The sequence below is a fragment of the Bacteroidales bacterium genome (genome assembly GCA_013141385.1).
Taxonomy (GTDB): domain Bacteria; phylum Bacteroidota; class Bacteroidia; order Bacteroidales; family Tenuifilaceae; genus UBA8529.
On the sequence record JABFRB010000004.1, the window covers coordinates 85,599 to 98,375 of the forward strand.

At 36.6% G+C, this 12,777-nt stretch carries 10 protein-coding genes and 6 tRNA genes; all 16 read right to left on the reverse strand.

Annotated elements, in window-relative coordinates:
• Positions 1-451: 451 nt before the first annotated feature.
• The 16 genes from HOO91_03725 to HOO91_03800 all read right to left on the reverse strand — a co-directional run bounded on the left by HOO91_03725 (position 452) and on the right by HOO91_03800 (position 12,266).
• A tRNA-Cys gene (locus tag HOO91_03725) sits at positions 452-524 on the reverse strand.
• An 81-nt stretch (positions 525-605) separates the two neighbouring features.
• Positions 606-1,808 (reverse strand): ACP S-malonyltransferase, encoded by a 1,203-nt coding sequence (fabD, locus tag HOO91_03730; GenBank protein NOU16653.1) that lies wholly within the window; start codon positions 1,806-1,808, stop codon positions 606-608.
• 43 nt (positions 1,809-1,851) lie between these two features.
• Positions 1,852-3,129, reverse strand: a complete 1,278-nt coding sequence (locus HOO91_03735) for a beta-ketoacyl-ACP synthase (protein ID NOU16654.1) — start codon at positions 3,127-3,129, stop codon at positions 1,852-1,854.
• A gap of 76 nt (positions 3,130-3,205) precedes the next feature.
• On the reverse strand, positions 3,206-3,454 hold the full coding sequence (locus HOO91_03740; protein ID NOU16655.1) for an acyl carrier protein: 249 nt from the start codon (positions 3,452-3,454) through the stop codon (positions 3,206-3,208).
• A gap of 43 nt (positions 3,455-3,497) precedes the next feature.
• A tRNA-Cys gene (locus tag HOO91_03745) sits at positions 3,498-3,569 on the reverse strand.
• Positions 3,570-3,678: 109 nt separating this feature from the next.
• Positions 3,679-3,750, reverse strand: a tRNA-Cys gene (locus HOO91_03750).
• 109 nt (positions 3,751-3,859) lie between these two features.
• Positions 3,860-3,931, reverse strand: a tRNA-Cys gene (locus HOO91_03755).
• Between the two features lie 104 nt (positions 3,932-4,035).
• A tRNA-Cys gene (locus HOO91_03760) sits at positions 4,036-4,108 on the reverse strand.
• A 64-nt stretch (positions 4,109-4,172) separates the two neighbouring features.
• Entirely contained in the window at positions 4,173-4,901 is a 729-nt protein-coding gene (locus tag HOO91_03765) for an MBL fold metallo-hydrolase (protein NOU16656.1), read from the reverse strand.
• Positions 4,902-4,947: 46 nt separating this feature from the next.
• Positions 4,948-5,020: transfer RNA gene (locus HOO91_03770), tRNA-Cys, on the reverse strand.
• 425 nt (positions 5,021-5,445) lie between these two features.
• On the reverse strand, positions 5,446-6,711 hold the full coding sequence (locus tag HOO91_03775; protein NOU16657.1) for a sulfotransferase: 1,266 nt from the start codon (positions 6,709-6,711) through the stop codon (positions 5,446-5,448).
• Positions 6,712-6,822: 111 nt separating this feature from the next.
• On the reverse strand, positions 6,823-8,034 hold the full coding sequence (gene fabD / locus HOO91_03780) for an ACP S-malonyltransferase (GenBank protein ID NOU16658.1): 1,212 nt from the start codon (positions 8,032-8,034) through the stop codon (positions 6,823-6,825).
• A 360-nt stretch (positions 8,035-8,394) separates the two neighbouring features.
• Positions 8,395-9,360, reverse strand: a complete 966-nt coding sequence (locus tag HOO91_03785) for an acyltransferase domain-containing protein (GenBank protein ID NOU16659.1) — start codon at positions 9,358-9,360, stop codon at positions 8,395-8,397.
• Between the two features lie 124 nt (positions 9,361-9,484).
• Complete coding sequence (locus HOO91_03790) at positions 9,485-10,234, reverse strand: enoyl-CoA hydratase (GenBank protein ID NOU16660.1); 750 nt, start codon at positions 10,232-10,234, stop codon at positions 9,485-9,487.
• A 2-nt stretch (positions 10,235-10,236) separates the two neighbouring features.
• Positions 10,237-11,019, reverse strand: a complete 783-nt coding sequence (locus HOO91_03795; protein NOU16661.1) for an enoyl-CoA hydratase/isomerase — start codon at positions 11,017-11,019, stop codon at positions 10,237-10,239.
• On the reverse strand, positions 11,010-12,266 hold the full coding sequence (locus HOO91_03800; protein ID NOU16662.1) for a hydroxymethylglutaryl-CoA synthase family protein: 1,257 nt from the start codon (positions 12,264-12,266) through the stop codon (positions 11,010-11,012). The genes HOO91_03795 and HOO91_03800 overlap by 10 nt, the downstream gene beginning before the upstream one ends.
• Positions 12,267-12,777 lie beyond the last annotated feature (511 nt).

Genomic DNA, 12,777 nt, shown 5'->3' on the forward strand with positions numbered 1-12,777 from the left:
TATGGATTTTTAGAGACATAGAATTATTCCTCAAAAAAATATGAGTTTTTTGAGGAATTATCTTTTCTTGCAGATACTAATTATCATTTGAACAACAGATATTTTCATTCAAATGCTAAAGTTTGGATGATCCAATTCAAACGTGAGCAGGGACAACAGTGTTCTAACCAAAGGCATCAATGGAATATCAAAAGAGGGTATCCAAAAAACCCATTTTTTTGAAGATCCTCATTGCGAACGAATAGAAGCAATCTGCTGATCAGAAGAAGATTGTCTCTGTCGTTCCTACTTCGCAATGATGGTTTTCTAGGTTTTTTGAATACCCTCCATATTCTGGAAGAAAAACTACTTTCTATGATTTATTCCACAGGCTTCACTTCCCTTAAATCGAAATAACCGTTATACCCCTTTAAATAGATCGCTATTGATAAAACTTTTAGCACATTTTTTGAGGCACCGAGTGGATTCGAACCACTGAAATAAGGTCTTGCGAACCTTTCCCTTAACCACTTGAGTACGGCGCCTTTTTTCATTGCCCGCTAGGGCAATGGGAAGTAACAAAAAGTAATGATTGCTTACTTCATTTATTTATGATGAAATCTAAACTACTTTACTGGTTTCACCTCCCTAAGATCGAAGTACCCATTGTAACCTTTCATATAGACTGCTGCCCTATGACCAAATAGCACTACCGCCTCGGTACGGGTTTCTAACTCCGTATCGTAGAGTTCTGAGGTTACCTTAGTTCCTATTGGATAGGTTTTGTTCCAGTTCTCAACCATACTTTGCGGATCTTGCTGTCCTTTTTGCTTTGATGCAGGCTTTTCTTTCTTGGATTCCAACTCCTTGTTCTTTGCCGATGCCTCAACTTTGGGATTATCCAATACATTATCAAGGCTTTGCTCCTTATTAGATTCGATTTCCTGCTTGGGTTGATCCTTGGTAGGTTTTACGTTTGGAACGTAATCTTTCTTAATCGTTCTAATTAACTTAGTAAGAACATCTCCCACTCCAAGTTCCTCAATTTCCATCTCACCCTGATCCAATATATATGTAATACTATCCGACCACCTTACACAGTTGGATATCTGATCTATTAGGTTTTGAGCAACCTTTTCTGGCTCATATGGTTTACCTGTAACATTTGCAATTACTGGTATTTCTGGTTTAGAAAATTTTGTTTTCTTTACGTGTTTTCCAAACTCAGCTTCAGCCTCTTTCATATAACGTGAGTGAAACGCCCCGCTAGTATTCAATGGAATGAACATAGTATTTGCTTTTTGAAAAAACGCCTGCGAATTATTTACTTCTTCTTTTAAACCGGAAATTACGATTTGATTGGGAGAATTATGATTAGCAATATCAATAGTTGTAAGATTAGCTTCTTTCAAAATTTCCTGAATTTGCTTTTCAGAAGAGTTTATAATTGCTGCCATCCCACCATTCTTAGCTTGGCTCATTAGTTCACCTCTCTTTTTAACCAGTTTAAGACCATCCTCAAAGCTAAATACTCCAGCTGCCTGTAATGCATTATACTCACCTAAACTATGACCTGCTACAAAATCGGGTTTTTTTCCATCATCCTTAATTTTTTTTTGATAGGACAAAGCATTCACTACATACAGTGCTGGCTGAGTATACTGGGTTTGACCTAATTTTTGTTCGGGATCGTTTAGGCAAAGTTCTTTAATTGAATATCCCAAAATATCATCTGCCTGTTTAGTCAACTCTGCAAAATCATCAAATAGAGTCCCTCCCATTCCTTTTTTTTGTGATCCTTGGCCTGGAAATACGTATGTTTTCATAATTTTCAATTTATTTAATCGAGTTATTTTCTCATTAATACAAATCTTATTCTGTTCTATGTTTTAATACTATAGATGTGTTTATTCCACCAAAACCAAAAGAATTACTCATGGCAACATCAATTCGGTGATTAATCGCTTCGACACCACAGAATTTTAGATCTTTACGAATTGGCTCTTCCAAATTTTTATTTGGGTGAATAAACCCTTCTCTCATCTGTAATACAGTAGCTATTGCCTCAACTATTCCTGCAGAATATAAACAATGACCAGTTAAGCCTTTAGTAGCATTTAACCACAAATCCGAAGTGTGGTTTCCGAATACATGGCTAATGGCCTCTGCCTCTGTTATATCTCCCAAAGATGATGAACTTCCATGTGTATTTAAATAATCAACCTCTGAGGCTGAAATTCCGCTCTGGGCTAAAGCCGAGAGCATAGCTTTTATTTCACCATTTACATTAGGGTTTGATGAACTATTACTATCAAGGTTTATTGAACTACCTATGATTTCGGCTTGGAATGGAACCCCTCTTTGGGCTGCACTTGATTCAGACTCAAGAATAACACATGCACAAGCTTGTCCATATATAAATCCTTCATGCTGAGTATCAAATGGACGACAAGCTTTATCTGGCTGATTAGAGTATTTTTTTCCTCCCATGGCTCCAATATTAATAAATCCTTGAATATCCATAGGGGACAGATCAGCAACAATACCAACCACTAAACATACATCTACCAAACCGAAAAGAACTTGCTGATAACCTTTAATTATACCCACATTTCCAGTTGCAGAGGCACCACCAACAACAAATCCTTCGCCTTTGATGTCGAATAACTCACTTAGAATCCCCACTTGATTTGTCTCTAAAAACTCAAGCGCATATCGGGGGGAAAGATACTCAGGGTTTTCCCTAAATTTTGGAATTAAATTGTATTGGTAGTTTTGAGTACCGTTTTGCCCGGCTATAATCAGTCCTATTCTTTCTGGTAAAGTTTTGTTGCTGAATAACTGTGCATTTTGCCATGCTTCTAATGCAGATATTATGGATGTTCGAATAGCAAAAGGTGCTCTTTGTCCTAACCGCTTAGCATCAGCCAATGTTTTTTCAGGTACGCCTTGAAAACGATTTAGTAATTCTGAAAAGGAAAAATTCTGAATTTCAGCAGCAATATCAACTGATATCTTTGGCTCTTTTATGCTTGTCGCTTGCTTAATACCGGATTTCCCATTTTTCAAAGAATTACAAAATATAGAAACATTATCACCTATGGAAGAAACTATTCCCATCCCGGTAATTCCGACTTTATTTCTCATCAACATTATTTACCTCGTATTACTTAAAATAGTTAAGGCTAATCTGTACTCTATTGCAATTGATGGTAAATCGTAATTCTTATTTATTGGCATAATTTTCGACTAGTACATCAACCATTCCCTCGATGTTGCTGACCTGTGCAAAACTCATTAATGGTATTTTCAGGCCTAGCTCTTCCATTGACATCGTAACGACTTCCATCCGATCGATTGAGTTTGCCCCCAGATCTTTTAATGCTTTTTCAATAGTAATCATCTCAGGTTTTACATCTGGAAGAACCTCCATGATAACATTTTTAACTACTCCGTAAACGTGTTCTTTTGACATAATTCTTCTTCTTTTAGATTAATAATTTCAGTAAATTCCTTCGAGGCGCCGAGTGGATTCGAACCACTGTATAAGGTCTTGCAAACCTTTCCCTTAGCCACTTGAGTACGGCACCTTACTTATTACTGTTTACTAGAGCAAAGAAGAATATCAAAGTCAATAAAACACTCCTTTGACATAATTCTCTCTTCCTTTAAGAATGCTGTATTTAAAGATTACTCTTGAGGCACCGAGTGGATTCGAACCACTGCATAAGGTCTTGCGAACCTTTCCCTTAACCACTTGAGTACGGTGCCTTGTTTATTACTGTTTACTAGAGCAAAGGAGAGTATCTAGGTCAATAAAACACTCCTTTGACATAACTCTCTCTTTCTTTAAGAATGCTGTATTTAAAGATTACTCTTGAGGCACCGAGTGGATTCGAACCACTGCATAAGGTCTTGCGAACCTTTCCCTTAACCACTTGAGTACGGTGCCTTTTTTTTTGTAACTGATGGTTTTAACAATGAGGTATATCAAATTCGTAAAAATGACATAATTCCCTCTTTTTTTAATTATTCTGTACTAATAGACTTTTATTGAGGCGCCGAGTGGATTCGAACCACTGAAATAAGGTCTTGCGAACCTTTCCCTTAACCACTTGAGTACGGCGCCTTTCTTTTTTATTAGTGATATGGTTTACATCACTTTTTACGGTAATCAAATATTATATAAATACTTAACAAAAATCAAAAAATTTAAATATGTTTTGCCCTTTTCTTAAACGATATTTAGCAAAGTCATTTTCGTTTTTAAATTGCAGATATATATTATCCTTTAATAGAAGTGAAAACTTTTGACCTGGCGGTTTCCCGTAATTATGGCCAGGGAAAACATTCGTTTCTGGTTTAAGCCTGCTTTTTAGATGCTCCAAACTTGCCCACATAGTGTGGGCGGCTTGTGTACCAGAACACAAGCCACAACCTTCTGCAAACAGGGTATCGCCAGTAAATAAATTATCTCCTACTAGGTAACAAACACTTCCAGATGTATGGCCTGGCGTAAGTATAGGTTGAATCAGCATATTACCAACTGGCCATGGGATTTCATCTATACCAACCAATTGCTGAGCATAAAATCCTGATGTCACTATTTCTTCATTAGACATCCATATTGGACAATGGTATTTTGCTGCTAGGGGCTTGGCTAAATGAATGTGGTCAGGATGGGAATGAGTTAGTAAAATTCCACTCAGACTTGTTTGAGTACTCGCTAAGGCCTGATCTATTTTGTCCATCTCCCACGCTGGATCTACAATAACAGATTGATTGTTAACAGGATCAATTACTAGATAATTGTAATTGATCATAAACATACATGTCATTTTCAACACAACAACTTGTGGTACAATCTCACAACACTCTATACCTCTATAATCTTTATTCATTATTAAATCGCCAAGTTTCATTAACATCTAAATTAATCTGTTTAAACTTGTTAACGCATTTTTTTAGAGGCACCGAGTGGATTCGAACCACTGAAATAAGGTCTTGCGAACCTTTCCCTTAACCACTTGAGTACGGTGCCATGGTTAAATATTTTTAAACCCCAATGTTCATTGAATACTTATAGATTTTCCTTAGCGTTTTTTTCATTGTACAAAATATCTATTAACTCTCCAAGGTTTACAATTTTTCGAATAAAATCGTACACGGCATCAGAAAAAATATCCTCATCATATAATCGGAAATTTTAATCGGAGTATGACTTTTGATGTCATAGTTGCTTCGACTTTACCATTCCTAAATCTTTGAATATTATCGTTTCATTGCAATTAGAAAATCACTTTACATCCTAATAGCAAGAGAGATGGCAGCATAATGTAAAACCTCAATATTTTCCCTGTCATATCCTCAAAAATTGTCATTTTAATTACACGAAGAGGACTCCCATACCTTTTAAGCGTTGAATCAAAAGTTCACCTTTGAGAGCTTAGTCAATTCAAACACTCATTACTGCTTAAAGAAACGTTTGTTATATGCGGCAAAACGCTCACGAACCTGTTCCTCTTTCAACCCGAATTGCTCCAAACTATATTGGTGCTTGCCGTGCTTATGTTGGCAATTTTCAGCAAGGAATAATTTCATCTGCTGTTCGACAGAAGATGACCATGTTAGTCCGCACTGATCATACAAATCGCGCATGGTGGCAATTGGGTCAACAACCAGATCTTTATAATTTCTGTCAATAAAACGCACTTTAGAATCCGGGTTAGATTCAGCCTGTTTGCGGTCTTCCATGGCCTGATCAATCCATAATCCAATCAAATCCAAAGTGAATTGTCCCACTTTTTCTGGAAGAACCTTATCATGAAAAATTGACCAAGATGTCATAAACAGACTGGCTGCTGATGGAATCGTTTCTATTGGATCACGGTGTAGATGGATAATACAGGCATCAGGGTAGACCTGCATCAAAGATTTCAGTGAACGAAGATGCCCCGGGGCTTTCAATACCCACCTCTCCCCACGATTCCGGTATTGAAGCAATTGAAGTTGTTTTTTATGTCGTTCATAAAGAGGTCGCAGAGGTTGCTTATTCAACCATTGATAATAGTCTGGCAGATCGAACTCTACCATCAAAGAATCGCTTATTAAATCATTCTCGAAGAGAAGGATGCATTCATCAGGCAGGCGCGCTCCAAGTTCATGAATCGCCTTGAGCTGTGGGGCAATCCTGTATACCATGCTGAGTTTTTTCTCTGCTTTCTGAATACGCTGGTCAGTTGCATCGGTCTCCTTCTCTGGTGGCGGACATGGACGCTCCATTTCCCAGTACTTCGGACTCCTCAGTCTTGTATCCTGAGCAAATAATCGTTGAAGAAGCGTTGTTCCTGTTCTCGGCAGACCTGTTATAAAAATTGGCCGTTCGATGGGCTGCTCGAGAATATCAGGAGAGGCGGCAAGCGTTGCGTCTATCTGTAAACGATTCGAAACACGCTCCATGATCAAATTTCGAAAGGCTATTCGCCCCATAGGCTTAAAACTGGGCTGCTGATTTGCGCTTTGCACTAGCACTTCAAGTGGTTCTCGAAATGAATCATCTATGATATTATTGATCTCGGAGTTCACCATAGCCTTCTGAATTATGGTTTCGGCATTCGCATCACCTACACGTATACCGATAGAACGGAGCAACCGCCCCACCATGTTGAAGATGCTAAATATTAATAAAATTATTCTATCTGACGGTTTCACTGACGGCTGTTTATTCTCCATTTTTTTATTCTTAATTTATTGATTCTGGTATTCGAAAATTCTGTATAAACTTTTTATATTTCTTGTTTAAATAAAACGTTTACATGAAATGTGTTGTAGAAGAACCTCTGCTTAAGATTTTGAGGGATTAATAGGCTTCACTTCCCTTAAATCGAAATAACCGTTATAACCCTTCATATAAACCGCCGCCCGGTGACCAAAAAGTAACATTGCCTCAGTTCTAGTTTCTAATTCTGTATCATAAAAGTCTGAGATTACTTTAGTTCCTACCGAATAGTCCTTATTCCATTGCTCAACCATATTTTTCGGGTCAAGAATTTCCTTTGATTCAACTGCTGGTTTTTCTTTTTTTGACTCTGACTCTTTGCTAATTACTGATGTTTCCACTTTCGAATTATCTGATGTGGTTTTGTCACTTTTCTCCTTGGTGGATTTGGCTTTTTGTTCGGGTTGATCCTCTGTAGGTTTTCCATTAGGAACGTATTCTTTTTTTATTGATCTAATTAATTTTGTCAGAACATCTCCTACTCCCAACTCTTCAAATTCCATCTCTCCCTTATCCAGTAAGTATTGAATGCTCTCAGCCCATCTTACGCAATTGGACATCTGATCAATTAAATTTTGAGAAATCTTTGTTGACCCGTATGGTTTGCCTGTTACATTGGCTATTACCGGGATATTGGGTTTTGAGAATTTTGTTTCCTTTACAAATTTACCAAATTCTGTTTCGGCCTCTTTCATATAGCGAGAGTGAAAAGCCCCGCTAGTATTTAACGGAATGAACATGGCATTTGCTTTTCCGAAATATGGCTGTGAATTATTAATATCTTCTTTCAACCCAGAAATGACGATTTGTGATGGAGAGTTAAGATTCGCAATGTCTATTGTGGTCAGATTCGCATCTTTCAGAATTTCCTGAATCTGTTGTTCTGTAGAATTTATAATAGCTGCCATCCCTCCGTTCTTGGCTTGGCTCATTAGTTCTCCTCTTTTTTTAACCAATTTCAGTCCATCCTCAAAACTAAATACTCCAGCAGCATATAATGCGTTATATTCTCCGAGGCTATGCCCTGCTAAAAAATCGGGTAATTTCTCGTCATCCTTAATTTTCTTCTGGTATGACAGGGCATTCACTACATAAAGTGCTGGCTGAGTATATTGGGTTTGATTCAATTTTTTATCAGGATCGTCCAAACAAAGTTCCTTTATCGAATATCCCAATATGATATCAGCTTGTTTTGTTAAATCAGGGAATTCATCAAACAGGTTTTCGCCCATTCCTTTTCTTTGTGATCCTTGGCCTGGAAATACGTATGTTTTCATAACTTTCTACTTGTTTAATCGAGTTATTTTCTTATTAATATTATTTTACCTGCCCCACACTTTAAATACGATAGATGTGCTTATTCCACAAAAACCAAATAAATTATTTATTACTATAGACATTATACTGATTAGATTATAATCATGCTGATTATCAGTGCTAAATATTACCAACTGATGCTTAATCTATATAAATTTAATGTCAATTTCAAAATTAAACTTTAATGTTCGTATATATTCGATTTATTCTTTAGCAAAAGCTCCTTTAAGGAAAAACATTATTTCTTTATCAGGAAAATCTATTTTTTCTGCTCACAGATATGAATTACAAAAATATTGTGAATAAAACTAGCCTTTCTTTTATACTAGTGCCTCTTCCGATAAACTGATTCCCAATTTCTCTATAGCTTTCAAATCATTTCCAAATTGATTTATCATTTGTAAAGAAATGGAACGGGAATCAGATGAAAGTATATACTTAACAAAAGTAGCCAGAGTTCCACTTGGACCTACATCGATAAAAATATAATCCCCCTTTTTAAGCATCCATTCAATTGTTTTCATAAAATCGACCGGGTATCGGATAACTTCCCAGAAATAATTCTTACTAATCTCATGGAGTGTCTCATTTTTCAATGAAGAAATCATTGGAATACCGATGGAAGATATATTTAATTTTGAGATCATCTGATTAAACTCCGATTCAATGGGATCTATTAGTTCCGTATGAAAACCATATTTGACCGGTAATTTTTGAGAGATTAAATTCATTTTATTCAAACCTTCTTGAAGATTCCTAATATCACTGGACAAACCGCTCACCACAAAACTCCTCTGAAAGTTTTTCCCAGTGACCCAACAGTTTTTAAAAAGGTCGGGGAATTCAGTCGTAATTTCTAACGATTCAATTACAGCCAGCATCTCTACTTGTGGCGTATTTTCTTCAGCAAGCCTTGCCATACCAACTACTACCTCAATACCTTCTTCCAATGAAATAGCCCCAGAAACAACAGATGCTGTTATCTCCCCAAGACTGTATCCCAGCAGAAAATCGGGTTGAACACCCATTTCCATGAGTACACGAACCAGACTGTATTCAATACATAACAATGCTGGATTAGTATATAAAAGATGGTCAAATGATTCACTTTTTTTGCGCCCAGAATAAAGGATATCAATCAAAGAGATTTGAATATGAGGTTGAACTATTTTATCACAATGATCCATCCATAATTTGAATTGTGCATGATTTTCATAGAGCTCTTTTCCCATGTGATAGTATTGAGAACCCTGACCCGAAAACATAAATATGATCTGTCTATTCATTGAAATATTCGTAAATCGTAATGTTTTTTCCAAAACCAAAACAACTATTAACTTCTTGTATTTATCTAACTCTATATCTGAATGAAATTAAAAACATTGTCATGCTTTTTATTATATCCTCAAATCAATTTCCAAATAAAGTCTTGATTCGCTCTCTCACCTCTGGTTGATGGAATGTTTTTTCATGCATTACTAATTCCTGATCGATCACCTTTGAAAGTCCTTCACGGAGGTAGGCAACCAAATGATCTTTTAAAGTAACGAGTGATACTCTCGGTTTCTCTGCAATATTTATGGCCAAGTCCAAAGCATACTCCATTACTTGTTCCCTCGGAAGAACTGGAAAAGCAATTCCTCTCTTCTGCAACTCTTCTCCACGGTAAGTCCTAGCTGAAAACATCATTTCTTCAGCTAAGCTAATTCCCAACTTTTGGGGAAGGATTAGGGTGGCTCCCATACCCGGTGTAAAGCCGTATTTCATAAAGTTGGTGGCATAAATACTCTCCCGACTTAAAATCACAAAATCAGCAAACATCCCCATCACAAAACCACCTCCAATTCCATGTCCCTGCATTGCCGAAATAACTGGTATAGGACAGTTCAATGCCAAACTGTAAAGATCATGATCCGTAAATTTTGCTTTACCATCAGAAAGATCGAGCAATATTTCTTTAGTACCTCCACTGGCAAAATAGCTATCATAGCCAGTTAAAATTACTACTTTATATTGGGTTTGGGTTTTGATAGTTTCAAAAGCATCGATTAAGCCATCTGTCATCTCGTTAGAGAATGTATTCTTATTAACTTTATCTTGCATTTTGAGTTGAATAATTCCATTACCCACCTCACTCAGTTCAATGACCTGATTTGACATATCTAATTTCCCTCCCAAGGGAATTGTCCCGTCAATACGTACTGTGCAATCTTTTCCATGTTATTTTGATCGGAAAATACTTCTATATTAGCTTCAAGTGCTTTGGATTTAGATTTCACAAGAACTTCATCCAAAGTACTCATGTACCGTTTGTAACGAGAAATCCCTGTCTTGGAAAGCCGTCTTAGTCGTAATAAATGTTTTCTCAGCAAATTTTCACTCTTCTCTTCATAGGCATCCACCAATCCCCAATCATGAGCCTGTTTTGCTGATATAGGTTGTGTCATCAGGGTCATATAATTCGCTTTTGAGAAGCCCATTCTGCGAATCAAAAATGGTAAAACACAGGCTGGCATCAGTCCAAAAAGTAGTTCAGATAAACTGAATACTGCCTTCTCTTCACATAGCACTACATCACACGCTGCAACAAAACCAACACCTCCGGCATTAGCCTTCCCTCTAACATGAGCAATCGTGATATAGGGACCAAAAGCCAGTTTTAACCACAAATTATACAAAGGTTCAGGATTTTGTTCTTCGTGTTTTTCTACATTTGTAAGATTTTTTTGAATCCCCTTAAAGTCTGCACCAAAACAAAACACTTCTGGTGAACCTTCTAACACAACAATTTTTATAGACTCTTCGCACAGTGCAAGCACTTTGGTAAACTCATCAATCAAGCAGTCATTAATTGTGTTGTTCTCCTCCGGGCGATGTATTTGAATAAAACAAACATCAGAATCAAATCTGACCCGAATCGTTTCATATGTTCTTGTTATATCCATTCGTACACTCTATGAAATTCTTTTATCTCTTTTAAAAATAGTATTTCTTTGCCCTGAGCTTTTCTAGCTTGAGGAATGAAACTCGTATCTAAAATTACGTTTCTTGTACCAAATTTTACTGCGTTGCTTCCCACAAGCAGGTTATCGTATTCTTTCATCGACAACTCATATCTTTTATCCAGATGGTCTTTAATTTTGAGTGCTCTCAATCGTTCCTGACCTTCTTTTCTGGCAACACCACTAAAAAATTCCGAACAACAGCCAGACCCATAAGAAAAACAACCTATCCTTTGAGGTGTTTCAAAATTACCATGATCAATTGTACTAGCAAGAGACAACATAGCTGTAGCTCCCATAATATTGGCTACACGCTGACAATAGATCAGGCTCGGAGTTACTCGACGTTGAAAATCTTCCTCGATCTCTTCTGGTTTAGCCCTAACTATTTTACGCATCAAGTTGCGATGGGCTCCCTTAACCATACCTCCGAAAGGAGTGTGAAAAGCCAAATAGCCGAAACTCTTTGTTAGGTCAACACCTTCAACTCGTTTTTTATATTCAAGAAATGCGTTTTCACAACAATCTAGATAAGAAAGCAATGATAAGTCAGAATCTCCAGCATCTCCATCTGCTGTAGGTCGACATGTATCCATCACTTCATAACCATAATAACCATTTGCACCAACATCTATCTGAAAAACATATGGTTTATCACTTACCAGTACTGCTACAGATCCAGAACCGTTACTGGGTTCTGCAAAAGACCAATCCTGCGTGAGTGCATCACCTCCTTCTTCAACCATAAAGCGAGAAACATCCGCAGCAATCACCAAAGCTTTAGCTCCTGGGGAAGCCTGAGACAAAATAAAATTGATTGCCATTTGTAAACCAGCCACACCCGAATAACAAGCGTTTTTTATTTCAAACAAACGACAATTACGATTTAAACCCAAATGATGATGAAAATATGTGCTCAACGATTTACCAAAATCAAAAGCCGATTCTGTACAGGAAATGACAAGTTCAATACGATCTTTTTCTTCCGGACTCAGAGCGTCAACAATTGGTTTAGCCGCATTTACTCCAAAGGTAATAGGATCTTCATATGGCAAGGCTACGGTTTTCTCATTCATCAGAAGATTTTTAAATCGAGTTGTATCCAACTTACGATGTTCAGCAAGTTTTTCCACATTTAAGTAAGCAGTTCCTGCGAAAACATTCATTGCTTCAATTCCAACTATACTCATAGTATTTTTCCTTATGTTAGATTATTAGAAAGATGTTTTTATTTTAAAATTGTTAATGCTATTCCTTATTTTATGATTTTGGAAAATATTTTTCGGCTTAATGGACATTTTTAATGCTTAATATATTCTGAAAACTTTACTATTATTGACTCATATGGAATTCAAAACTTTCAATGGAGTCTTAAATTTATTCAAGCAAACTGTTGAAATGAGAATCACCTACCAAATGCTCCGTCTCTCAAAGTTATTTCTCATTTCAACAGTTCATCATAATCATCATATTTTTTTGTAATTCATATCAAAAAATATTAAAAATGTCCATTGTAATAAAATTATCTTGTACTTTATAAAATTTACTTATTAATGCGAATTAAGGGTTGAAACTACTTTACTAATTGGCTAGTTAAATATTTGAAAATCAATAAAATAGTGTCGGGAATATTTGTTTAAAACATTGGGAATCAGTATCTTAAACGATTAATCTCACTTAATCCGTCTAAGCATGATTCCC

What these genes read in the sequence shown, in the direction of transcription:
- HOO91_03740 (NOU16655.1), bottom strand. Translation starts at nt 3,454, where the DNA reads ATGTCAAAAGAACACGTTTACGGAGTAGTTAAAAATGTTATCATGGAG.
- HOO91_03765 (NOU16656.1), bottom strand. Translation starts at nt 4,901, where the DNA reads ATGAAACTTGGCGATTTAATAATGAATAAAGATTATAGAGGTATAGAG.
- HOO91_03775 (NOU16657.1), bottom strand. Translation starts at nt 6,711, where the DNA reads ATGGAGAATAAACAGCCGTCAGTGAAACCGTCAGATAGAATAATTTTA.
- fabD (NOU16658.1), bottom strand. Translation starts at nt 8,034, where the DNA reads ATGAAAACATACGTATTTCCAGGCCAAGGATCACAAAGAAAAGGAATG.
- HOO91_03785 (NOU16659.1), bottom strand. Translation starts at nt 9,360, where the DNA reads ATGAATAGACAGATCATATTTATGTTTTCGGGTCAGGGTTCTCAATAC.
- HOO91_03790 (NOU16660.1), bottom strand. Translation starts at nt 10,234, where the DNA reads ATGTCAAATCAGGTCATTGAACTGAGTGAGGTGGGTAATGGAATTATT.
- HOO91_03795 (NOU16661.1), bottom strand. Translation starts at nt 11,019, where the DNA reads ATGGATATAACAAGAACATATGAAACGATTCGGGTCAGATTTGATTCT.
- HOO91_03800 (NOU16662.1), bottom strand. Translation starts at nt 12,266, where the DNA reads ATGAGTATAGTTGGAATTGAAGCAATGAATGTTTTCGCAGGAACTGCT.